This is a genomic window from Mesorhizobium sp. M0276, from assembly GCF_040321755.1.
Taxonomy (GTDB): Bacteria; Pseudomonadota; Alphaproteobacteria; order Rhizobiales; family Rhizobiaceae; genus Mesorhizobium.
The window spans coordinates 266,463-290,334 of sequence record NZ_JAMYSC010000003.1; the positions used below are offsets into that span (position 1 = coordinate 266,463).

Consider the following 23,872-nt stretch of genomic DNA (forward strand, 5'->3'; position numbering starts at 1 on the left):
TTTGTTTGGGCGCTTTTCATTTCGCCAGTCGGCCGCGCAACATTTGACTTGGCCGTATCGGGCGTTCGGACCGGATGCTGGTCGTGAACATCCGGCGATGGCTTCATGGATGCTTCGGAGAAGCCGGACGAGCGGTGACTGGCAGATTCTGCTAACGCGGGACTGAACGCGCGTGCCGCGCGACGGCCCCGCCCTAGCCAACTGCGAGTGTGGCGGCATTCTGTCCGTCCTCCCAACGGGTCTGTCATTTTGGTATATCATAATCGCCGCTTTTGGCAACGACGTTTTTGGCGATACCGCGCAACGCTCGTTTGATATATCAACATAGAACTTGAAACGATCGGATTCTGGCTCAGTCATGGGGCACACGGTGTGCCGCAAGGCTGGGCGACGCGCTTGCAATTCCCCGATGACGGATCACGCCCGGAAGCACGCATGCCCTTCAATCTGAAGAGGGCGGATCACATCCATCAGGAGCGCAATTGCTGTTGCGTCCCGCGAATGGCAGTGCACGACCGCCTCATGGTGTGTGGCGCGGTAAACCCCTCGTGAACGATGGAACCCCGAGACAGCGGGCTCCGGAATTGCGATACAAGTCCGATGAGCTTGGCCACGCCCGGATGATCGAGAACGTCCGCGAGTGGAAGCAGTCCTCCCAATGCAATGGCTTTCCCTCTCAAGCAGCTTGGCGTAATTTCAATTGTGGCCCACGATATATCAAATGGCTCTGGAGTTGCTAAGCTGCTTAGGGGAGGCTGCCGCCGCGACAAAAAGGGAGCGATTGCTGCGACCGCAGTTGTAGCCGATTTGACAAACGGGACCGCCCTATACCTTCCGGCGCACAATCATGGCAAATGGACGCAGCCAGTCGGCTCAAACCGCCAAATCGCTGCTTGGTCGGCGAGCAAGTTTTGTGGTCTCGCCGCAGCGATGCCTCTAAACTGCACATGACGTCAAACTCGCCGCGCAGTGCTGGACGTACTCAAGCCTCATATCCCGCCCACGATCAGGCACGCTATTCGTGCCCTCTCCGCCGAGGTAGAGGCAACGAAATCTCGCCGAGTCATACTTCAACAGCCCTGCCCGCGTCGGTACGAGAGCAAATCGGCGAGCTTTGGCGTCGACAAGTGCGGGGTTTTGGTGGCATCGCCTACGGAACGTCCCATGCAACCACGTTGGCGCCCGTCTTTACTGTGACAGCATGCGTGGGGAATGTGGCATAAGTGCTTTCGATCATGATGATCTCGCCATCGAAAGCCTTAGAACGCGCGCAGCCGAACTCCACCCGGCCTTAGGCGCGGCGAGTAGCCGCCGGACCGGCGGCTGTGGCAATCGCTCCCTTGGCCTTATATCACCTTCTGTTTCGGATTCTCTCTATTCGAATTGAGCAGTTCGATAATCCTGGAAGAACCCTCGCGCAAATCGCGCACCGCCATTTCGCCTGCTTCGGCCGGAGACCGCCTTTCCAACGCGTCGATCAGCAGCAGATGTGGGTGCACCCCAGACCTGCTCAGGCGTATGTTCCGATATTGATAATAGACAACTGGGTAAGACAACATCCAGAGGTTCTCGATGATGCGAACCAAAATATCGTTCATGGATGCTCTATAAACCGTAAAATGAAACTCATGATTAGCAGCAATTGCCGCTTGCCAATCCCCCTCAGCTTCGAATTGCATCCACTTGTCATTGATCTCCCGAATATGCCGGATACCCTCTTCTGTAATATTGACTGTGCTAAGTTCAGCGGCCAGCCGCTCAAGAGGTATGCGAGTGTCGCGGATCTTGATGTACTGTGCAATCGAGAGAACCGGCACGATAGGCTGGTAACCCGACCGCAGTTCCAGTGCTCCCTCTCTTACGAGCTGCATAACTGCTTCACGCACGGGTGTCGGCGAGGTGTTAAAGGTCGCGGCCAGCTTTCGGATGCTTAAACGGCTACCGGGCTCATACCGAGCGGTCATCAGCGCACTGCGCAGCTTGGCATAAATCTGATCAGCCAAGCTGTCGCGATTCAAACCTATGCGGTCGTCAGTTTCCTCATCCGAGCGTTCAACATCCGTCTTTGTCGCAAGCATCATTTCTCCCTGCCCGTAGCCGGGCACCGCAATACCAGAATCTCGTGCCTCTCAAAACGTGTAGCGGCAGGATTCACTGTCGGAGTCTGTGATCATCCACATGCAGCAGTCAGCCGCAACATGTTTTAGAGCAGTCCCGATGACGGATCAGCTGCCCTGTGCAGGTCTGCCGATCCAATGAGCGTCCACTGAGCGTTGACGGGCCAGCCATGGGCGGGTGCGGCGTCGAAGTTCACGAACGGCAAGCCACCGAAGGTGAGAGTCAAGGAAATGCATCAATTCAGCATCGTCGGCCTATCGTTGAACGATGCAGATGGCCGATTTTCCAAGTCGAGGATCGCTCCCATGCCCTCCCCCGCCAGCTCTGATCATTCCCGGCCTTTTCCTTAGCCAAAATGGGTTTTAAACGCGGATTGGACCCGGTATTGATCGTCGGTGCCGTAGACGACGCTCCAACACTGGAGCGCCGTACAGGGATGTGAGATGCCAAGTTGAAGGATGTCTCCCACCAAGAGGCCTTCGACGCCTGGTCCGGAAATGAAGGCGTGTTGGTCGTTCACCTTCGCGACCACCGGCAGTTGGTCATCTACTGAGGTAACCTTGACGCCATCACGGTAGATTCGCCGCACGATAGGGACCCCTTGGTCGGTTGGCGCATCGCGCCTTCCGAACCCTGCTATGGCAAGACCCGCTTCCGGCCGAGATACGACTTCCGCCCAAAGTGACAACACCGGCCTGATCGCATTTCCTATCGACCCATAGCGACTTCTTGCTGCTATTGCCGCGAGAGCCCGCTGCTGCATTCCGTCGTCAGAGAAGAAGATGGCTCCGGAGCGCAGCACCAGTGAGGTTGGGCCTTGAGTTTCCGCCACTGGCCGCAGAGCGTCGATCACCTCGTCGAAATAGCTCGAGCCGCCTGCGGTAATGATCAAGTGCTCGCCCAAAGGTACGGCTTCTCTGGCCGAACGATGCGCGTCAGCAACCAGTCGAAAAAGCTGGCGAAATACGATCTGATGGTCCACGCCGCTTCCGGCCGCAGCGCCGGCTTCGTAGGTTGCGACGCCTGCCAGTCTGATCGCGCCATTCGTGGCGATGATTGCGTCGCGGATCGCCATGGCGGTACCGATGTCTCTGGCGCCGGTCCGTCCGAACCCGACCTCGATCAACCCGAAGGCTCTGGCCTCGCCTCTCTTGCGAAGGGCTCGGTGCAGAGCCCTTACGGTTTCGACCGAATCCAGGAAGACATACGCGTCGACGTCCGGAAAGAGCGCCAGGGCCGCGGCCAGGTGAGTACAGCCGGTCATTCCACCGGGGGGGCTTCCGTAAATGATGCGCTTCACGCCTGCAGCCATTAGTGCAGACAGCTGCTGAACATTCGCCACGGTCGCCCCCCAAGCGCCGGCGGTGATGAGCGAGGCCGCTAAGCCTGGCATCATGGGCGTCTTGGCGTGAGGCGCCAGGAGCACTTTCTCGTTCTCGGCGAATTGCAGGAAATTGGTGGCATTGGATAACAGAGCTTCCTCGTCCAACGTCAGCACGGGCAGTGTCATGCTGCCGTCGTGCGGCGACCAATTCATCGCCCTGAGCCTTCCGTTCGATATCACGACCCCGGGCGGAACGCCTCGTACGCTCCCATCAAGCTGGAGGCCCGCGGCTTCATTAAAGTCCAGCAACTTCATTGTCGCACTCCGTTGGAAATCGCAGTCAAAGCTTGTCTGACACTCTCGTTGCCTTCGACGCTGGCTACGGAGCCAACGCTATCGGGACCGCTCAGAGCTGGCGGCGGACCGCGCTGCGATACACCGCACGCCCGAGACTGCCCACCCTGCCCCTGGCACAGGTGCGCCACTGATTCTCGCCGCGCGACAGGGGTCAGAGCGGATCTGCTGCATCCTCTCCCAAAGAACCAACTAAACTCAGTAGCGCGCCATGATAGATGCCTCGCCAGTCCGGTGGTGGGAGCCCCGCCTCTTCGCTTGAAGAACGAAGCCAGGGCCAATAACCGTTCCAGCGTTGTCGATGACTGAAGTTGTGCCCTCCTCGTTGACAGACAGTGCCCTCCACGCAGCCAATTCTGTTTATAGGTATCGCCTCCGGACTGTTGTCTTCAGGGCATCCAGCAACATCGCCGCGAGAACCAGAGCGCCTTGAATCATCTGAGTGTATTGCGGCGGCATCGAAAGGAGGTTGATCGCAGTTCTGATTGCACTCAATAGAAGCACGCCAGCAAAGACCCCGGACAATCTGCCGACGCCACCCTTTAGGCTCACTCCACCGATGACCACCGCTGCAAACGCTTCGAACAGCATCCCGATACCAAGGTTCGGGGTCGCCCCGGATGTTCGAGCTGCGAGCAACCATCCGGCAAAAGCCGCGAGTGCAGCCGATAGCACGAAGCTCCATGCAGCGATCTTTTCTACAGGGATTCCGGCCCGGAATGGCGGGATGGGGTTGCCGCCCACAAGGTAGAGATAGCGGCCAAACGGCGTCTTCTTCAGGACGAATGAAAATACCAAGAAAATGGCGACCGTCAGCCAGGCAAAGAGCGGGATTCCCGCTAACTTCACTAGGGCGATCGACCTCAGCGAAGCGGGCAATCCAAATACAGCCGAACCGCCATTGAACGCTACGACAGCGCCGCGAAGGAAGATATATGTCGCGAGCGTCGCAATGAACGCATTGATCTTCAGCTTAATAACCAGGAGGGCGTTGGCGAGACCGATGGCAACGCCCAAGCCAAGAGCAACCGCCAGCGTCCCTGGAATGATCAGCCAACCAGGGCTTTGCCCCCATCCCCATCCGAGCGGGCCGGTGCTAACCAAGGTCGCGGTAACCATGGCGGCAAGAGCCATGGTCGACTCGATCGACAGATCCATTTGGCCGGCGATGATCGTAATCGATAGGCCGACCGCGAGGATGCCGACAAACGTGGCCTGCTCGATGATGTTGAAGAAGATGCCGAATTGAGCATAACCAGGAATTGCGACACAAAACACCGCAAGAATGGTCAGCAGGATCAGCCATACGATGTTCTCGAGTGCGGCTTCGATAAGCGTCCGCTTCATTCCCTGCCCTATCTGCCGAGGGCGAACGGTTTCCTGGTCACTTAAACTTGTCATGGTTGCCTCGAAAGCAAGCCTGAGGCCGAGCGAGCGTGCTCGGTCCCCAGGGGGTCAAATCAAAACGTCAACCGATTGGAGTGACCTTGACGTCCGGGATCTTGCCATTTCCCCAAACGTCCGGGTCGTCAACGTTTTGCTTTGTCACGACCTTTCCAGGTATCTTGAAATAGGGACCCCATGACTCGATCGTCAGCGCAGCGTCAAGGCCAAGAACCTGATAAGTGCCGACGTTGAGAGGTTGTTTATTTACAAGCTTATCCAACACCTCAGCCACGGCCAATGCTTGTGCATACATGGGCTGCGCAACCGACGCTTGCTGCCAGCCGGCACGAATCTGAGCCAATCCACCGGGGTCGCCGTCGCCATCCAGGCACATGACCTCGCCCGGCTTCTTTCCGGCCGCTTCTAGCGCTCCTTGAACTGCGGACGCCAGATACCCCGAGTGATAGAAAATAACATCGATGTCGGGGTTAGCCTGCAGCTGGTTCTGGGCCGTGCTGCCGGCGTTGGTTGGTTCCCACTGCGGCGTCGGCTTGGTGATAAGCGTCACGTTGGGAAGCCCCGCCAACTTCTCGCCGAAACCCTTTGCCAGGCCCACAACGTACGAGTCGCCGGGATCTCCCATGATTTGCAGCACTTTGCCTTTGAGCGAACCCTTCCGCTCCTTGAGAAGCCGGATCGCCTCATCCCCAGCAATGCGGCCGATCTCAATTGTGCCGGCCACAGAGGTAAAGTCGAGCTTAGTGCTCTTGATCTCGCGATCAAATGCGATCACCGGAATTCCGGCGGCCCTAGCCTTCTCGACGCCAGGCACGGCTGCGTCGTAGTCGACGGCGGCGAGGACGATCGCCGTTGGATTTAGATTGATAATGTTGTCTATCTGGTTCAGCTGCAGATCGGACTTATTGCCGCCATCCAAGGTGATCATCTCGTAGCCGATCTGCTGAAGGAAGGCGGCCTCGACCTTTGCGGACGCCGGATAGAACGGGCCGCCCGAATCAGGAATTAGGAAGTACACCTTTCCTTTACTTGCAGCCGACACGCGGCTGGACGCCAGTCCGGCCACGGCTGCCAAGGCAAGCCCGCCTATCTGTCTTCTCGAAAAATTCATTGCTGCGCTCCCTGTTTTCTTATTGCCGAGGACAAACGATCAGGATGCGGATCGGCGAGCCGCATCTCCGGTAATCATTCGAATGACATCCTCGTGAGTTGTCTGGGCAGTCGGCACGTTTCCTGAAACCCGCCCCTGATGCATGACTACAATGCGATCCGCGATCTCGAAGGCATGGGTCATATTGTGGGTGACGATGATCACCGTGATACCCTGATCGCGCACGTGCGCGATTGTCTCTAAGCCACGTCGCACTTGCTCCACGCCCAGCGCGGCAAATGGCTCGTCTAGCACGACGAGCTTTCCACCCCAGTGGACAAAGCGGTTAAGTTCGATCGCTTGACGTTGGCCGCCCGAGAGATGCTCTGCGTTAATTCGCACAGAGCGGATGCGCGTGCCTCCTGCACTCAGCACCTTCTCAGTGATTGCCTTCATCTCGCCCTCCCGAAGAATCGGGATGCCAAAAACTCGCCTAGTGAGTTCGCGTCCCATGAAGAAATTCGCGACAACGTCGGCATTCAGGCAAACGGAGAGGTCTTGGTAGACGGTCTCGATGCCCATCTGCTTGGCGTCGTGAGGAGACTCGAAGACGCGCTCCTCGCCTTCGAAGAAGATCTTGCCGCCTGACGGCTTCAGTCCGCCAGAGATTACTTTGATCAACGTCGACTTGCCTGCGCCGTTATCACCCAGCAGGGCCAGCACCTCGCCTCGACCGACGGAAATATCCACTCGATCCAGCGCCATGACAGCGCCGAAATGCATACTGATGTCCTTCAGGTGCAATAAATCGCTCACGGCAGCCGCGTCCCTCATGCTGTTTCCGCAATTGATCGACCATATACGATATTTCATAATGGTCAAACCTGATATTTAGGAAATTGGACCGAGCCATCCCTCGCATCATGAGCTCAACAGTCACCATCGCGGAGAGATAAAAACCTTGTAGCTACTCGGAATCCCGGAGCCGCAGCCGCTTGCACGACGCGTTTTCGGTAGCGCCAACATCCTCACCGGAAGGGCGGATGGCCGCAGCAATTTGATGTTGGCATTTCATATTTCGTGCTGCGAACGATAAAATCGGCTCGACAAGCTCGGATTTTGCTATATCAAATCTGCGTTGATGAGAGAATTCTGGACGCGCTGTTTTTTGCACTTCGTAGTTGCCGCCGGCGGGGTGAAGGAGAGTATCGTTTGCACTTAGATTCGACCCAGTCGTTCACGCGACATGTTTCCTTCGAACTCGCCCTCGGGGAAAGTCCGGTTTGGGACGACGACCGGCAGACACTTTGGTTCGTCGACATCTTGGCGCCGGCGCTCTATCAACTCGATCCAGCTTCGGGACATTTGGCCGCGCATCCGATGCCCACGGCGGTCGGCAGCGTCGGCATGGCGCAGAGCGGACGCTTGATCGTCGCGCTTCGAAGCGGAGTACACCTTTACGACCCGGCGTCCCGATCGCTGGAGTTTCTCGTTCATCCTGAGCCGAATGTCTCGATCAATCGTCTCAACGACGGCAAAGTCGGTCCGGACGGCTGCTTTTGGGTGGGCAGCATGCACGATTCCGTTCCGCGCTCGCCTACCGCGTCACTTTACAGGATCACGCCGGACGGCAGGTGTACTCGGATGTTGGGCGGAATCAACGTGTCGAACGGTTTGGCTTGGAGCCCTGACGGCACAACGATGTACCACGCTGACTCGAGAGGTTCGGTCTCTGCATATGATTTCGATCCCGCCAGCGGCCAGATGTCCCGAATGCGGGTGCTGGTCACGCCCAGTGAGGCAGAAGGTCTGGCCGATGGTGCCGCGGTCGATGTCGATGGCTTCTATTGGAGCGCCGGAGTAACAGCAGGCTGCGTCAACAAGATTTCACCGGCCGGCGGCATCGTGGCCTCGATGCCGGTGCCCACCGATGCGCCAACGATGCCGTGCTTTGGGGGGCGCGATCTTCGAACCTTGTTCATAACGTCGCTCTCGACAGCCCGCAACGGCAAGCCGGACCAGGGAACCCTGATCTCTTGCCGGATGGACGTACCTGGCGCGCCAATCGGGAAGTTTGGGTGATGCAGAGCTCACCGATATTCGACGAGACCCGATACCCGCGTATCGCGGGCCTTTTCTTGTCGAACTCGCCACGCCCGAGTTCGGCTGGGCACACGGCCTCTTCCAGCAAAGCGAAGCATCTTCGCGCCTGCGCGCCCCGTGAAAACCGAAAGCAGCCCTCACTGCTGGCAGACAGTGTGGGGCCCAGTCTCGACCTGAATGCCCAAAAAATCGGGGTGCAATGCCAACCACTCAATGGCCGCGACGCTATTAGCCAAGAGGATATAGACGTGACCAAGCCTTTACCCTCGACCGAAATCGCCTATCACGACGTTCTTTTGCATATCGACGGGAATTGGCGTCAGGCAAGCAACGGCCGAACCTCTCCCGTCGTCAACCCGGCCACTGGCGAGGTGCTGGGCGTGTTCGCCCATGCTGGAGAGGTTGATATCAGAGCTGCGATAGAGGCCACGAGCAAGGGTTTCGAAACGTGGCGCGCGACCTCGCCCTTCGATCGGTCCAAGTTGATGCGGCAAGCCGGCGAACTGCTGAGAGCCCGCTCTGAGCATGTTGCGCGACTCCTGACACTCGAACAGGGAAAGCCGTTCGCCGAAGCCAAGGCAGAGACGCTGAGTGCCGCCGACATCATCGATTGGTTCGCCGAGGAGGCGCGGCGCACCTATGGGCGTATCATTCCAGCCCGCTCCAGCGCTGTTCGCCAACTCGTGATTAAGGAACCGGTCGGGCCGGTTGCTGCATTCACACCCTGGAATTTCCCCGTCAGCCAGCTTGCGAGGAAGCTTGCCGCCGCCTTGGCCACAGGCTGTTCAATCATCATCAAAGCCGCCGAAGAAACGCCTGCAGCGCCAGCCGAACTGGTACGCGTGTTCATCGATGCCGGCTTGCCGGACGGCGTCATTGGTCTTCTGTATGGAACACCGGCTGAAATCTCACAGCATCTTGTGCCCCATCCGGTGATCAAGAAGATATCGTTCACTGGATCGACTCCCGTCGGCAAGCAGCTGGCGTCTCTGGCCGGCCAGCATATGAAGCGAGTGACTATGGAACTGGGTGGTCACGCACCGGTGATCGTTCTCAAGGACGCTGATCTGTCACGCGCCGTGTCGACGATGGTTGCCTCCAAGTTCCGCAATGCGGGGCAGGTCTGCGTTGCGCCGACACGCTTCCTCGTCGAGGAGCCCGTCTATGACGAGTTCGTGGCGAAGTTCAGCGACGCTGCCAGCAAGATCAGGATCGGCAACGGGCTCGATGCAGAGACAGGCATGGGTCCGCTGGCCAACGCGCGACGGGTCGAAGCGACCGAGATGTTCGTTCAAGACGCGGTGCAGCACGGAGCCGAAGTGGTGGCTGGAGGCGAAAGGATAGGCAATACCGGCTTCTTCTTTCAGCCGACGGTCCTCTCCAATGTGCCCACATCTGCGCGCGTCATGAACGACGAACCATTTGGCCCCCTGGCGCTCATGATCCCGATGCGGTCGATTGACGAAATCATGGTCGAAGCAAACAGGCTGAATTTCGGTCTGGCGGCATACGGGTTCACCCGGTCGGCAGCCAGCGCCGCAAGGATCGGCGATGATATCGCTTCGGGCATGATGTCGATCAATCATCCTGGGTTGGCGCTCCCAGAAGTGCCGTTCGGTGGCATCAATGACTCGGGCTACGGCACCGAGGGCGGGGCCGACGCATTGGAAAGTTATCTGAACTCCAAATTCGTTTCCCATTTGCAAATCGACTGACTTCCCAAAACAGACGGAAACAATCCATGAGCACATACGACGTCGTGATCATCGGCGGCGGCATTGTTGGCGTTGCGACCGCAATGCGGATAAGTGACCGCTATCCTGGTTTTTCAGTTGCGATCATCGAAAAGGAGGCGGACCTCGCCCAGCATCAAACTGGGCGAAACAGCGGCGTCATTCATGCCGGCGTCTACTACAAGCCAGGCAGCTTGAAAGCCTTGTTCTGCAAGGAGGGGGTCGAGGCGACCATAGCTTTCTGCCGCCAGCACTCCATACCATTCGATCAATGCGGAAAGATGATCGTGGCGACAAAGCCGGACGATCTCCCGCGCATGACCGCTCTCCACGGACGCAGCAAGGAGAATGGCCTGAATGTCGAAGTTCTCGATGCAAAGGAGCTTGCGCGGCGTGAGCCCAGGATAACAGGCCTCGGGGCGCTATTCGTGCCGACCACTGGCATCGTCGACTATGCCGTAATCGCCCGCAAAATGGGTGCGGAAGTGGTGCGCCACGGTGGTGAAATCCTCACCGGCTTGAAGGTCGAGGCCATCAAGGAGGACCCGAACGGGGTCACGATCGAGGCGGGCCCGAGGACAATCAAGGCACGTCACCTGATCGTCTGCGCCGGGATTATGGCGGACCGCCTGGCCAAGCTCAGTGGACTGACCCTGGATTTTCAACTGGTGCCATTTCGCGGCGAGTATTACAGGCTCGGCCCGCACAAAAACGACATCGTTAGCCACCTGATATATCCCGTACCGGATCCCGCCTTGCCATTCCTCGGCGTCCACCTAACGCGCATGATCGGCGGATACGTCACCGTGGGACCGAACGCCGTGCTCGCGTTCGCGCGCGAAGGCTACAGGTTTGGCGATTTCAGCTTCAAAGATGTAGCCGAGATATTCTCGTACCGTGGGTTCCGCGTGTTTGCGAAGAACAATCTTCGTTTGGGTCTGTCGGAGATGGCCAATTCTTTGAGCAAACGACGCTATCTGGCGCTTTGCAGGCAGTACTGCCCCGAACTGAAGATCGACGACCTGGAGCCTTACCGTCCGGGTATCCGCGCCCAAGCGGTAATGAGCGATGGGACGATCGAGCATGACTTCATCATACGCTCCACGGCCCGGATCGTGCATGTCTGCAACGCGCCTTCCCCGGCAGCGACGTCCTCCATGCCAATTGCTCGCGCGGTCGTTGACCGCGCTGCAACGCAATTCGGCTGGTGAGGTGGGCATCCCAGCGCGTCCCGCGGCCATTGTGCAGAGTTGATCGGCCGAGTTAGGCATTCATACGCACCGGAAGATCTGCGGCTAACATCCGCCGTCATGCTAGTAGGATGTTAAAACCGGCGCACAAATGAAAAATGACTGGCTCGCTACGCCTAAGCCGGAGCTGGTTGCTTCTAGGACGAATGTCCCCAGGGCATAGGTCCGGCCGTCTACGGCCTTTGCTGTTCGATACCAAAACGCAATCGCCGGATGCTGTCGAAGTCTCCGCCCTTACGGAACTGATGTGGATGCGCCGAGTTCCGACGTGATCGCAATCCCATCCTCCATCGGACAGCGCCGAGTTCGCGTCGCGGCATTTACAGCGAGGCTCCCGCCTGAGGTGACTCATCGTTCAGGTGACATGCGGCGAAGCGTCCGGGCGTCACCTCTTTCAGCGCAGGCTCCACCCGAACGCACCTGTCGAAGGCGTGCGGGCATCGAGTGTGGAAATAGCAGCCGGTTGGAGGGTTGATCGGGCTCGGTATATCGCCGTTCAGGACGATACGCCGCCTCTGGTCGCCCACTTTCGGCACGGGAACGGCCGACATCAGCGCCTCCGTGTATGGATGCCTGGGGGCCGCGAAAACGTCACGCTTGGAGCCGAGTTCAACGATCTTGCCAAGATACATCACAGCCACGCGGTGCGTCAGGTGCTCGACCACGGCGAGATCGTGGCTGATGAAAAGCAGGGCGACGCCCAGTTCAGCCTGTAGATCCTGAAGAAGGTTGATGATCTGCGCCTTGACCGAGACGTCGAGGGCGCTGACCGCCTCGTCGCATACGATGACGTCGGGATTGGTCGCCAGGGCGCGCGCGATACCGATCCGCTGCCTCTGACCGCCGGAGAACTCGTGCGGCCATCGGGAACCGGCGTCTTTCGGCAGGCTCACCGTCTCGAGCAGCTTACCGACCTTAGCGTGGATCTCGCTGCTATTGGTCGCAAGTGAGAAATTGCGCAGTGGTTCGGCCAGAATGTCCCGCACGCGCATACGTGGGTTCAATGAGCTGAACGGGTCCTGAAATACAAACTGCATGCGCCTGCGCAGCGGCCACCACGCGCTTTGGCTGAATGCGTCGATACGCGTCCCGTCCAGGAAGATTTGTCCGGCAGTCAGGCTGGAAAGACCGAGTATGGAACGTCCGACCGTGGACTTTCCGCAGCCTGACTCTCCAACCAGCGACAGGGTTTCACCGCGATGAAGGTCAAACGACACATCGTCGACTGCATGCACGAAGCTCTTGGTCCCCCAAAAAGGTGTCGATGACAATGGGTAGTATTTCTTCAACCCAAGGACCTGAAGTATCGGCACCGTCATATCGGCTGCTCCATTGCGTCGACCACCGCATGATGGCAGGCGACCTCATGCGCCGGCGCCTTCATGATTAGCGGCGGGACGGTATTGCGGCATATCTCCGTCGCCCGAATGCACCTTGACGCGAAGGCGCAGTAGTCGATCCTGCGCTTCAGGCTCGGAACCATGCCGGGAATGTCGGCAAGACGGCTTGATTCGCCCGCCAGGGAAGAACCCAGTTTCGGAACCGATCCGAGCAAGCCGATCGTGTATGGATGCAGGGGACGCTCGAAAAGTTCGGTCGCCGTCGTCGCCTCGACCACACGCCCCGCATACATGACCATAACGCGGTCCGCGATCTCAGCGACCACACCCAGATCGTGCGTGATAATGACGACCGCGGCGCCGACCTTGCATTTCAGCTCGCGCATCAGATTGAGGATCTGAAGCTGGATGGTGACGTCAAGCGCGGTCGTAGGCTCATCGGCGATCAGGAGCTTCGGACTGCAGGCAATGGCCATCGCAATCATTACCCGTTGACGCATTCCGCCAGACAGCTGATGCGGATATTCGTTGATGCGACGCCGCGCTTCCGGGATTCCGACGAGATCGAGCATCTCATAGTGCGGCGCTCGGCTTCCTTCTTTCCCAGACCCTCGTGAAGCCGCACCGATTCGGAGAGCTGGTAGCCGATCGAGAGAACCGGGTTAAGGCTCGTCATCGGCTCTTGAAAGATCATGGCCATGTCCTTGCCACGGATCCGGCGCATGTCTCGCTCCGGCAGTCCCAGCAATTCCCTGCCCATCAATTTGATCGACCCGCGCGACCCGCCGGACGACGCATCGATCAGGCCGAGAATGGACATCGCGGTGACGGATTTTCCGGACCCGGATTCTCCAACGATCGCGAGCGTCTCCCCCGCCTCAACGCCGAATGAGACGCCGTCAACCGCGCGAGTGATGCCGTCCCGAGACCTGAAGTGCGTCTGCAACCGCGACACTTCCAACAAACGCATGTTAGACTTTCCCTGCAATTCGCGGATCAAGCGCGTCGCGCATACCGTCGCCAAGCATGTTGATGGCAAGCACGGTGACCGAAAGAAAAGCCGCCGGGAACATCACGATGTACGGCTTCACCTGCCAGAGCGCACGCCCCTCAGCCATGATGTTGCCCCAAGACGGTGTGGTCGGTGGCGTCCCGGCGCCGATGAACGAAAGGACAGCCTCGGTGATCATCGCCGAGGCGCAGACATATGTTGCGTGCACCAGAAGCGGAGCCAGCGTGTTTGGCATGATGTGGCGGTATATGATTTTCGCCCTATGAGTCCCCGAAACGATTGCGGCGTCGACATAGGGCTGTTCGCGCAATGACAGAACCACTCCGCGCACGAGTCGAGCGACCCGGGGTATTTCCGCGACGCTAATGGCAAAGATCACATTTACGATGGAGCCGCGCATGAGAGCGATGAGAGCTATCGCCAGGAGAATGGGCGGGATGGACATGAGACCGTCCATCACGCGCATGATTATGGAATCGGCGCTTCGCAAGAAACCCGAGACCAGCCCGATCAATAAACCCAAAACGGATGCGATGACGGCGACGGCCAGCCCGACGACAAGTGAAACACGGGTGCCATAAATGACGCGCGAATAAACGTCACGGCCAAGCATGTCCGTTCCGAACCAATGCTCGGCGGAGGGCGCGAGCGTTCTGAGCGAGGGGGCGAGCGCCGTCGGGTCTACCGTCCATAGGATCGGAGCGGCGACAGCGATGGCCGCAATCGACGTCAAGAGCGTTGCGCCGATCGTGATGGTTGGGTTGCGGAGCGCGAAGCCGAGAACACCTGTTCGCACCTTTACCGGCGGCAGAAAGTCCGCCGGTATGCCGTCGTCAATGTCGCTACTCATCGCGCATTCCTAGTATTTCACTCGTGGATCGAAAACCGTGTAAAGCAGGTCGATCAGCAGGTTGACGATCACATAAGAGAAACTGAAGAGGAGGACGACGCCTTGGATAACGGGATAGTCGCGTCGCAGGATGGCGTCGACCGTAAGGCGGCCCAGGCCAGGGATGACGAACACGCTCTCGGTGACGACAGCTCCTCCGATCAAAAGCCCGACCCCGATTCCAATCACCGTCACGATCGGAATCGCCGCGTTCTTCAGTGCATGAACGAAAAGGATCATCCGCTGGCCGACGCCCTTGGCCTTGGCCGTGCGTATGTAGTCTTGCTGCAGGACTTCGAGCATCGCGGCGCGGGTAACGCGTGCGATCAACGCGATGTAGCCCGTGGATAAGGTCAGGGAAGGCAGAATCAGCGATCTGAACCAAGGCCACAATCCTCTCTCGAGAGGGGCGTATCCTTGGACGGGCAGTATCTGAAAATGCAACGCCAGGACATAACAGAGTGCATAGCCGACGACGAAGACGGGCACCGAAAAGCCGACCACCGCAGCGCCCATAACGATGCGATCGACAAGCGTGCCTTGTCGCCAAGCGGCCACGACTCCCAGCGGCACCGCGACGAGCACCGCGAAAACAAGCGTGATGACCATCAGCGATAGAGTCGGCCCGGTCCGTTGCATGATCATCGTGCTGACAGGGAGGTTGGCGAAGATAGAGGTTCCCAAATCGGCGTGAAGCAGGCCCACGAACCAAACGCCGAAGCGTATCAGGAACGGCTGGTCGAGCCCCAAGCTTTCTCTGATGCGAGCGATGTCTTGCTGCGTCGCCTGGTCGCCGGCGATAATGGCTGCCGGATCTCCCGGGGCGATATAGAGAAGACTGAAGACGAAAAATGCGACGAACACCATCACCGGTATCGTCGCCATCGTTCGCCTTGTAACGTAAGACAACATGCGTTCGTTCCTAGGGTTCCGGTGAGACGCTGCCCCAGGCAGGGCCGTCGCGATAAAAGAAATCATTCGCTGCACGAACGATGTGGAACGAGAGGCGAAGCAGCTTCGCGCGAGGGTGTTCGAATCAAAGAGGCCGTGCAAGACCACGTCGTCGCACAGCCTCGCTCGACACTTCAGGCGGACTTCTCGACCCCGTAGAACAGCGGGAAGCCCTCTACGATGTTGCTGAGGGTCTTGAGATAAGCGGTCGGCTGCTTATAGAAACCGGTCGGTATGTAGGGCAGATCCTCGAAGTATTGTGTCTGCAGCTCCTTCGCTACGCGCATTTGTTCGGCGGCGTCGTCCGTCGCCATGAACTCTTTGCGCAGTGTTTCGATCCGTTCACTGGCAGGCCAACCGACGGCGCCTTCCTTGCCGATTCCCCGAAGATACGAGTTGCCTATCGGATTGATGCACACCACGCCCGCGAGGTAGTTGCACCACGCGCTCCAGCCGCCTTTCTCGACGGGTTCCATCGAGTTCAGACGCGGATACACAGTTCCCCAGTCCTGCGCCTGATAGTCGAGGCTGATGCCGACCCGGCGGAACACATCCGCGGCGACTTCGCACATAGCATTCAAAGCAGGGAGGTCTGTCGGGACGAGCAGAACGACCTTCTCGCCATTGTAGCCCGCGGCCTTCAGGTCGGCTTTAACCTTCTCTAGATCGCGCGGGGCGGTCAGAGCCTGCATGCCGGCGTCGTTCACGAATGGAGAGCCGGGCGTAAAGAATCCGACATTGTCCTGCCAAAGACTGCGATCGTTGCCCATGACCGCGGTCATGTAATCCGCCTGGTTGATGCCGGCGAGAAGCGCCCGGCGGATGGCGGGGTTGTTGAACGGCGGCTGAAGGTGATTGAGCCGGATGTGGCCCATCAAACCGCTCTTGTCTTTGACCTCCACGGCGATGTCAGGGATCTGTTGCAACAACGGAAGGAGGTCCGGCGTCGGCTGCTCCCACCAATCCATCTCGCCCGATTGCAGCGAGGCCGCCGCTGTCGAGGCGTCCGGAATTGTGTGCCATTCGACCCGGTCCACCTTGACCACCTTGCCCCCGCACATAAAGCTCGGAGGCTCGTCGCGAGGCACATATTCCTTGAATTTCTCGTAGGCGTTTAGCTGCCCAGCCATCCGCTCACTGGCGAGAAAGCGGAATGGCCCGCTGCCGATTATCTCGGAAATGGGCGTCGACACGTCGGTCTTCGCCAGCCGTTCCGGCATCATGAAACATACAGACGAGCCCTTTCCGAACACGAAGGGCAGTTGCGGGAAAGGCGTCTTGAGGCGAAACTCGATGACCTTGTCAGACTTGGCGCTCAGTTCGTCGGTGTTTGCCAGCAGATTTTTGCCGAGCGGATCCTTGCTGCCCCACCGTCGCATGCTGGCGATAATGTCACGTGCCAGAACCGGTTCATTATCATGAAAGCGCAGCCCGTCCCGCAGCGTGATTGTCCAGGTAAGCCCGTCCTCCGAAGAGGTGTGCCCCGCCGCCATCTGCGGCTGGAGGTTGAAATTTGCATCCAGGCCGTACAAGGTGTCGAACACCATCATGCCATGATGACGAGAGACGAGGCTGTTGGTCTGAACGGGATCGATCCCCGATAGGTCGGCCTGGGGAATGAACTTGATGACAGACTGACTTTGCGCTCTGACTATTGATGGCGCGAACATCATGGTGGCGGTTGCCGCTGTAGCTTTAAGCAGCGTACGTCTGGCGATTTTCATCGAACTCCGTTCCCATTTTCTGGTTAAGTGACAGACATCTTCGGCATAAGTGCCCTGTTGTTGACGCCGAACGTCAATTCCGGGCTATTCAGCCGAGAATCGATCCAATATGTTTCTGGTTATCTTCTCGGTGAATGGTTCGCTGCGCGTGAGTCCAACGATCCACTCGCACGATCCGGCGGTGACCACGTGACCCTTGCCGCGCGGCATCGAGACCATCATACCCGAGCCATAGCGGAGCTTGCGGCGAGCCACGTCCGGTTCATCGTCCACCATTGAAACGATGGTCTCGAGATCGTCGTCTCCTATGTAGTTGCGGAAGCCGGACCCGACCTGCTCATGCTCGAACAGAACCGCAGGGCTCATGGCCAGGATTTCGATGTTGTCGGGCACGCCGGAGGCGGGGACGGCGTATGGGAGCCCCTCGCTGAATGTATAATCGAGCCCGTCAACCTCGTATCCAAACACGCCAGCCTCCGAACCGAACACGTCCGCATAACTCAAATTCGTCCCGGCGAAGGCCCAGTGATGAGGGCGGAAGACGGTGAACCCTCGCGACCCCCGAGGTGTAAAGCTGCCCCAATTCGCATACATGCCGTGGTAGCCGTTGACGCCGACTGTCGAGGCGCCAGGCCAGCCGACGGTCGGGCTTTCCCAAGCGCATGTGACCAGATGTTTGCGCTCGGGGTCATCGCGCAATGGGTCCTGTTTCGGCGCCTTGGATTTCCAACAAATCTGCTTGCCGCCATCCTCTTCAAATCTGATCTGCCAGAGGAAGTTGCCGCCGAAGCGGCTTAAATTGCCGCCACGCTCGACAAAGGACTCGACGGCCTGGCGCATATTCCAAGACCAATACTCGTCGTGCCCACCGTCACGACGCAACTATAGCGATCGAGGGTTTCGGGCCGGGCGTGCAAATCGGTCTGGGTGATCACGTCGAAATCGTAACCTTGCGATTCCGCCCATACCGCGAAATGGCGATCGAACTGAGCCCATCCGGCGCAGGCATAATTCTGCGCCCATCCGCCCGGGTAGCCCCACTCCTTGGACGGGTAACGAGGCATCTCGTTCATGCGTGGAGCGCGGTCCAGCGTGATCCGCGGTGCGCCGTCGGGGAGCCAGACGAAGCCGCGCGACCAAGGCCGCCGCAGGCTCAGTATCGGCGAGCCCTCGTTGCGGTTTGCACCCCAGGTGCCGAAATAGTGGTTGGCGCCGCCCCAGTCGTTGTAGGCAGTCCAGGTGGCGGTGGCCAGGACGAACAGAATTCGCCCCTTCTGCGTCTGCGGAGTGGGGCGAACGACCACAAAATGATGCTGGACGAACCGCTCGCCGTGTGCGCGCTCGCAAGTCGAAACCACGCGGTAGAAACCGGAGCGCATGCCGTGCGGAATGCGCCAAGTATGCAGGACGGGCCAGTCGCATCCATCCATATAGGCGGTGGGCGACGTCGCGGCGAAGGCGCCGGCAAGGCCATCGGCCTGCTCGACCAGTTCCGGCGCATGACCGTCCCTGTAGATCGTCATCGACCAGCGGTCGGCGGTCGTCGAGGCAAGAAATTCCACGGTCTCGCCGGGATCGTAGGACATCCTTTCTGTGCAGACGAAGACCTCAGGAAAATCCCGATCCTCCCGCGGAGCCTGGAAACGGAAATCAGAGAAAACCGACTCGTCGGCGAAGCCCTTGCGCACGCGCCTCGGGGCGATCGCGTGAGAACCGAGTTCAGGGGGCACCCATCCAGTCGTCTTCATTCGCACCTCGACGATAACACGGGATTAGCAACCAGGTTCACGACCCGCATCATCAGCACTTTTACCATATATGCTATAGCGGTCGCAAGGCTGCAGAATGAAGCATTATTTGATTGATCCGGCCCGTTAGGTGTACTCAGATAATGCGAAGAAAATCCTTTTACCACAACCATATAGCCAGGGACGTCCAGCGCCTCCCGCGCGCCGACCGGAGCCAGACTTGCAATGTAATTTCATCAATCATTGTCGAATCAACCCCGCATCCCGACATTAAATGCCATTTTTGATATATAATGTTGATTAATGGCGCGACTCCGCAATACCCCTACGACACCAGCGTGATGGCCGCAGAGCTGAAATGGAGGCAGGTCGAGTCCCTTCCTTCGGGCAGCGCTCGGCGTGGGCACCCTCGGATCTACCGAGCAACATGCTCTCATGAGTCTTGCAGTGGATTCGATACCGTCCGAGAGGGTGGCAATCGAGGCCGCAATCGGAGTTCCCGTGTTTCCGACCGTGCCGTACGGCGTCACCCGAGCTTTCTCGCGTGTCGCGGACCGATTTCCTAGGGATGACCAATCACGCCGCGGTCGCCGAGGCCATGCCTGAAAGTCTCTATTACGCTGTTTCGCTGAATCGTGTTCTGCCACGGTCAAGCGGCACCCCCCCGGGCTCAAACCATGGCGATGGAGTGGCTGGGTGTCAGGACTGACGCGATCGTCCGTTTTCATAGGCGGTGGAACGGCCCGCTGACCCGCTCCAAAATCCAGGAAATCGACCGCTTCTAGTCGATGGGTGACAGGCTTGTATTGCCGACAACTTTCGCACAAGGCCCTGCAGCCACGCGTCGGCGTATTCTTCTCAGAATTGAAGCACCGCGCGCTCCTGCCGTGAAGGGTGGTATCGTCCTCGCCGCGCAGTTGCTTGCGGTGGCCATAAACTCTTGCTTGACCCACCGCGTCGCCGGCTCTTTATGCTCTTTGGCGCGGGTCCGGCGTGGTCGTGAACACGCTTACCAGATGCGCTCACGACCGGGCGGTGTCCATCGCCGCTGGCGCCCACCTTTGGTTTAGCCGGTCCTTCTCCCACCCTTTGGCTCCTGTCCCCACGCCGGCGCCGCGATGCCGAACTGCCTAGCGTTCGCTCCGCCACAATCGTTGGCGCCGCTGCATGGAAACCGCCCGCATCGACTTCGAAGCCGAGCCGGAACCCTTTGCGCCACTCGACCTGCTGAAAAGTGAAGAGACTGAGAAGGCTGCGCAGATGGCCGCTATCCTGAAGGAAATCCGGGCCTATTCCGGCAGCGACAATCTGGTTATGGTCATCCATCTGGAAAACATCGTCGCGCTGACCGGTGTTTCGCCGCGCGAAGGCGAAGCTGTCGTCATCGAGCCGCAAGGCGACGGCCTACGCGTGCTCGGCCGCGTCACTTTCTAGACTCCTTGTTTCGACGCAACTCCGGACTGAGAACCGTTTCCCTTACTGAAACTGCCCTAATGGTGGCCAGAGCCTGCCGACGCGCCAGAGAGCAGCCAAGCATCGATACGAATCCTCCAGCCCTCGATCATGCGCGCGAAAGCCTCCGGCGTCAGCGCTGACAGGTACGATCGCCCCGCTGCGTTGAGGGCCGTGAACGTATAGGCAATCGATGCCTCGGTCCCACCGCCGGCGGCCACGCGGCAGGCGACCTCGACAAAACCGAAACGCGAATCCGGCGTGACCCTGACATAGCGGACACGATGCGCGGCCGGATCCCAGTCCGTGCAGGCCCAGAGCGTCGACTCGCCGTCATGATCGGTTCGGAACACCATGCCTTGCTGCGTTTCCCCGCTTTGCGGATACAGGAACTCCGGTTCCCACCCATCCACCCACAAGGTTTCGCCGATTGGCGTGAACAGCGGGAAGACGCGATCGATTGGGCCGGAAAGGACGACACGGTGGCTGCGCTCAAGATGGCTTGTCATCGGCCTCTACACTCCATCCGGCGGATATCGGCGCTTCGGAAAGGCGGTGGCTGTCCACCGCGCCCAGCTCCAGCCGGTAAATGCGTTTCAACTGGCTGATCGTTTCCAGGGTCTCCGGCGAAAACGGCGTCTGCCCTTCGAAAGCATGCAGCACGATGCCTTCGATGAGATTGCCAAAGCTCATGTCGCGATGCTCGGCCTTCGGCGATGATCGACAGCCGCGACTTCCTCACCGCCCGGCGCAAGGCTGAGACCGAGGTGATGCTTCCAAATGGCCCGAAGATCGCCCTGACCGGCGGGCTCGACTTCAACGATCACCAGCTCATCTGGGACGTGCTCGACAAGGTCCACGCCAAGCACCCCGACATGGTGCTGATCCACGGCAAGTCGCCAAAGGGCGCCGAACTGATCGCCGCCAAATGGGCCGACAATCGCAAGGTCCCGCAGGTCGGCTTCGCCCCGAACTGGGACAAGCACGGTCGGTCAGCACCCTTCAAACGCAACGATGCGATGCTGGACATCCTGCCGATCGGCGTCATCGTGTTCCCGGGCACCGGCATCCAGGACAATCTCGCCGACAAGGCGAAGAAGCTCGGCATCAAGTCTCACGACTTCCGCCAGAAGGACGACGCGTGAGTGCCGCTGTATTTCCGTAAATCCGTATCGCCATTTCCACTGAAAACCGGCTTTCATTCTGGATGGCCCGTCACCGCAATGCGAGCAGCGCGTGCATAATGCTCCAGTTCCACATCGCCTTCGATCATCTGATCCAGCAGCGCTTTCATGTCGCTTTGATCCGATGCTGACTGAAACGGCCCCGGCGCTCGCTCGATCGCCAGCACTGCGATGGCCAACGCCTTCTTCACCAGGTGCAGATCGCGATCCCCGAATTCTGCTGCCATGACACCAATCCTCCAGAGCGAGCGGACCAACTATACCCCGCGCGGATTGCAGAAGGGACAGTGGGCAGCCAGGCTCCTGACAACGGCTCCTGAGCAAGCGAATACCACCCCCGCTTCCAAATAGCGCTGATCCTTGGTCCGGCCCATGGCCTGACGCCATCAACCCGTAAAGGGTCCGCTACGCGAGCGTGCGGCCTTGAGGCTGCGCCCCTACGGTGATTGCGGCCATGGGCCGGACACAACGGGCGCCTGTCGGGCGGGGGATGGTCTCCCGCCTCCAAGACAGGAGCCGGAACAATGTCACTCAATGACGCTCACGCCTTCGCCTTCAGCCTCGCCGCAACCCTCATGGTCAACATCATCATCTTTCAGGCCGGCGACGGCAGACTGGGCGTCATGCCGGCCAGCGAATACGACGGCGACACCGCCGCCATCGTCCACGAAATCGATCCTTTCGCTCCCTGACGGGAACGGCCTCGCCGCAGGAGCGGAAGTCCTGCCGGATTTCCGCTCCCGCGGCCGCGCATCTTCGGCTATACTTCAACTGCGCCGTGGTGGTGGTGGAGGCGCGACCGTCAGACCTTTTCTCGGGACCACCACCATGATCTTCCTCGGCATCCTCCTTTGCATCGCCGGCATCGGATTCCTTTGCTGGCTCCTGTTTACGCTCGCCGTCTACGCGCTTCCGTTCTTCGCAGGTGTGACAGTCGGAATGTGGGCCTACGGCACCGGGGCCGGTCCGCTCGGCGCGTTCGTTGTCGGCATCGCCGCCGCCGGTGTAACTCCCGCGGCCGGCCAGTTCATCTTTACATTCGTGCGTCCGGTCTGGGCTCGTCTTGCCATCGCGCTCCTCTTTGCCGCGCCAGCATCGGTCGCCGGCTATCACGCGACTCATGGTCTCGCGAAGCTCGCTGTGCCGTCCGTGGGCTGGCAATTCGCGATCTCGATCGTCGGCGCGATCGCCGTCGGCATTGCCGCTTGGGTTCGATTACTGGCGATGGCACCTCCCGAGCCAGCCATGCGAGGCGTCGCTCGCGGCTAGGCGCCATCCGGAGCTGGAGGGTCAGGACGGCGAGGATCATTACCAAGCCGCTCCTCGCTGCGTCAGGGTTACCGATAGAGCGTTCAAGCCCAAGGAGGTCCCACTCGCACGGCACAGATCCGAGCAGTACCCCGTTTGGCATTGACCGCTATGACGACCTTGAGCGGCCATCGACCGCAGATGCAACGGCGGTCTTTTCCCTAGGAGGCTCATTCCGGTGACATCGCGGATATGGTCGAAAGGCGGGCTGAGCGCCGAGGAGCAACGCCGGCTATTCGAAGTGAACGTTGGTCGCCATGTTCCCGCTTGAGGTCCTCTTGCAGGTCGACCGCTCCAAAACGGCCTCATCAATGGCCTGATCTGACCGAAGGTCGGCTATGCCTCGACCGCCTATGCGGCAATGGCGCCGATCGACTTTCTTCCCCTGCCGGCTGTGCCGTCATTCCTCGCGAGACAAGAAAGCCGTTCCTGCGCCGTCCTCCGCGCCGCTCCGGTCGCAAGCGATGCGTCGTCGGTCGCCTCCGGCCAAGTGATCGCCATCGAGGCCGCATGGTGCGGGCTCGGGAACAGAAATGGAGACTTACAATGGCTACCATCGGCACCTTCAAGAAGTCAGCCTCGAACGAATTCAGCGGTGAAATCGTCACCCTGAGCCTTCAGACCAAGAACGTCCGCATCGTCCCCGAGAGCCGCCAGGTCGGCGAGAACGCCCCAAGCCACCGCGTCTTCGTCGGCCGCGCCGATTATGCGTAGCGCGGGATTATGCGGAGTTGCGAGCTGACGGCTCTGGTTTTTCTGGGTTTTGTCGCTGTTTCGCACCGCATAATAACGGGCTGATGTGCGCGGCGCCCCACCGTGTTGGGAGGCGCCGCGGTATGGATCAGCGTGACCAGATCAGAGCATACTTGCCATCGTCGCCTTCGAAGA

19 protein-coding genes and 4 pseudogenes are annotated in these 23,872 nt (G+C 59.3%); 8 read left to right on the top strand and 15 right to left on the bottom strand.

From position 1 onward, the window contains the following. Window positions 1-417: 417 nt before the first annotated feature. From NKJ01_RS04500 to NKJ01_RS04525, 6 genes are all read right to left on the bottom strand, one after another. Complete coding sequence (locus NKJ01_RS04500) at window positions 418-684, bottom strand: class II aldolase/adducin family protein (RefSeq protein ID WP_352726515.1); 267 nt, start codon at window positions 682-684, stop codon at window positions 418-420. A gap of 662 nt (window positions 685-1,346) precedes the next feature. Then, on the bottom strand, window positions 1,347-2,078 hold the full coding sequence (locus tag NKJ01_RS04505; RefSeq protein ID WP_352726481.1) for a GntR family transcriptional regulator: 732 nt from the start codon (window positions 2,076-2,078) through the stop codon (window positions 1,347-1,349). A 386-nt stretch (window positions 2,079-2,464) separates the two neighbouring features. Further along, window positions 2,465-3,757, bottom strand: a complete 1,293-nt coding sequence (locus NKJ01_RS04510) for an alanine racemase (protein WP_352726482.1) — start codon at window positions 3,755-3,757, stop codon at window positions 2,465-2,467. Window positions 3,758-4,156: 399 nt separating this feature from the next. After that, the gene (locus NKJ01_RS04515; protein ID WP_031200335.1) at window positions 4,157-5,143 is read right to left on the bottom strand and encodes an ABC transporter permease; all 987 of its coding nucleotides are present in this window, start codon (window positions 5,141-5,143) and stop codon (window positions 4,157-4,159) included. Window positions 5,144-5,264: 121 nt separating this feature from the next. After that, window positions 5,265-6,311 carry a sugar ABC transporter substrate-binding protein gene (locus NKJ01_RS04520; protein ID WP_023704403.1) on the bottom strand — a complete coding sequence of 349 codons (1,047 nt, stop codon included), beginning with the start codon at window positions 6,309-6,311 and terminating at the stop codon, window positions 5,265-5,267. A 39-nt stretch (window positions 6,312-6,350) separates the two neighbouring features. Then, the gene (locus NKJ01_RS04525; RefSeq protein WP_023704404.1) at window positions 6,351-7,124 is read right to left on the bottom strand and encodes an ATP-binding cassette domain-containing protein; all 774 of its coding nucleotides are present in this window, start codon (window positions 7,122-7,124) and stop codon (window positions 6,351-6,353) included. Window positions 7,125-7,502: 378 nt separating this feature from the next. On the opposite strand from NKJ01_RS04525, the gene NKJ01_RS04530 reads away from it, so the two are divergent. From NKJ01_RS04530 to lhgD, 3 genes are all read left to right on the top strand, one after another. After that, entirely contained in the window at window positions 7,503-8,372 is an 870-nt protein-coding gene (locus NKJ01_RS04530; protein WP_352726483.1) for an SMP-30/gluconolactonase/LRE family protein, read from the top strand. A gap of 296 nt (window positions 8,373-8,668) precedes the next feature. Next, a complete protein-coding gene (locus tag NKJ01_RS04535) occupies window positions 8,669-10,108 on the top strand; it encodes an NAD-dependent succinate-semialdehyde dehydrogenase (RefSeq protein WP_352726516.1) in 1,440 nt (479 codons plus the stop codon). Between the two features lie 26 nt (window positions 10,109-10,134). Beyond that, window positions 10,135-11,337, top strand: coding sequence for an L-2-hydroxyglutarate dehydrogenase (lhgD, locus tag NKJ01_RS04540; RefSeq protein WP_352726484.1), 1,203 nt, complete (start codon window positions 10,135-10,137; stop codon window positions 11,335-11,337). Window positions 11,338-11,696: 359 nt separating this feature from the next. On the opposite strand, the gene NKJ01_RS04545 is transcribed toward lhgD, so the two are convergent. From NKJ01_RS04545 to NKJ01_RS04570, 6 genes and pseudogenes are all read right to left on the bottom strand, one after another. Then, complete coding sequence (locus NKJ01_RS04545; RefSeq protein WP_352726485.1) at window positions 11,697-12,695, bottom strand: ABC transporter ATP-binding protein; 999 nt, start codon at window positions 12,693-12,695, stop codon at window positions 11,697-11,699. Further along, window positions 12,692-13,686, bottom strand: a pseudogene (locus NKJ01_RS04550) (ABC transporter ATP-binding protein). Before NKJ01_RS04550 ends, NKJ01_RS04545 begins: the two are co-directional and overlap by 4 nt. A gap of 1 nt (window position 13,687) precedes the next feature. Then, a complete protein-coding gene (locus tag NKJ01_RS04555; protein WP_352726486.1) occupies window positions 13,688-14,578 on the bottom strand; it encodes an ABC transporter permease in 891 nt (296 codons plus the stop codon). 9 nt (window positions 14,579-14,587) lie between these two features. Then, the gene (locus NKJ01_RS04560) at window positions 14,588-15,529 is read right to left on the bottom strand and encodes an ABC transporter permease (protein ID WP_023704411.1); all 942 of its coding nucleotides are present in this window, start codon (window positions 15,527-15,529) and stop codon (window positions 14,588-14,590) included. 173 nt (window positions 15,530-15,702) lie between these two features. Beyond that, the gene (locus tag NKJ01_RS04565; protein ID WP_352726487.1) at window positions 15,703-17,292 is read right to left on the bottom strand and encodes an ABC transporter substrate-binding protein; all 1,590 of its coding nucleotides are present in this window, start codon (window positions 17,290-17,292) and stop codon (window positions 15,703-15,705) included. An 84-nt stretch (window positions 17,293-17,376) separates the two neighbouring features. After that, window positions 17,377-19,040 (bottom strand): annotated as a pseudogene (locus NKJ01_RS04570) (N,N-dimethylformamidase beta subunit family domain-containing protein). 1,167 nt (window positions 19,041-20,207) lie between these two features. Between NKJ01_RS04570 and NKJ01_RS04575 the strand changes: the two are divergent. Further along, a complete protein-coding gene (locus tag NKJ01_RS04575) occupies window positions 20,208-20,474 on the top strand; it encodes a histidine phosphatase family protein (protein WP_352726489.1) in 267 nt (88 codons plus the stop codon). 56 nt (window positions 20,475-20,530) lie between these two features. Here the strand turns inward: NKJ01_RS04575 and NKJ01_RS04580 are convergent, their stop codons facing one another. Continuing rightward, complete coding sequence (locus NKJ01_RS04580; protein WP_352726490.1) at window positions 20,531-21,001, bottom strand: hypothetical protein; 471 nt, start codon at window positions 20,999-21,001, stop codon at window positions 20,531-20,533. Next, window positions 20,985-21,185, bottom strand: a complete 201-nt coding sequence (locus NKJ01_RS04585) for a hypothetical protein (RefSeq protein ID WP_352726492.1) — start codon at window positions 21,183-21,185, stop codon at window positions 20,985-20,987. The genes NKJ01_RS04580 and NKJ01_RS04585 overlap by 17 nt, the downstream gene beginning before the upstream one ends. Before the next feature lie 17 nt (window positions 21,186-21,202). Here NKJ01_RS04585 and NKJ01_RS04590 point away from each other — a divergent pair. Further along, window positions 21,203-21,637, top strand: a pseudogene (locus NKJ01_RS04590) (DUF2493 domain-containing protein); the annotation flags it as partial. 53 nt (window positions 21,638-21,690) lie between these two features. On the opposite strand, the gene NKJ01_RS04595 reads toward NKJ01_RS04590, so the two are convergent. Further along, on the bottom strand, window positions 21,691-21,903 hold the full coding sequence (locus tag NKJ01_RS04595) for a hypothetical protein (protein WP_352726493.1): 213 nt from the start codon (window positions 21,901-21,903) through the stop codon (window positions 21,691-21,693). 297 nt (window positions 21,904-22,200) lie between these two features. Between NKJ01_RS04595 and NKJ01_RS04600 the strand changes: the two genes are divergently transcribed. From NKJ01_RS04600 to NKJ01_RS04610, 3 genes and pseudogenes are all read left to right on the top strand, one after another. Continuing rightward, complete coding sequence (locus NKJ01_RS04600) at window positions 22,201-22,368, top strand: hypothetical protein (RefSeq protein WP_352726494.1); 168 nt, start codon at window positions 22,201-22,203, stop codon at window positions 22,366-22,368. Between the two features lie 136 nt (window positions 22,369-22,504). Continuing rightward, entirely contained in the window at window positions 22,505-22,945 is a 441-nt protein-coding gene (locus NKJ01_RS04605) for a hypothetical protein (RefSeq protein ID WP_352726496.1), read from the top strand. Window positions 22,946-23,530: 585 nt separating this feature from the next. Next, a pseudogene (locus NKJ01_RS04610) lies at window positions 23,531-23,689 on the top strand (DUF736 family protein); the annotation flags it as partial. Window positions 23,690-23,872 lie beyond the last annotated feature (183 nt).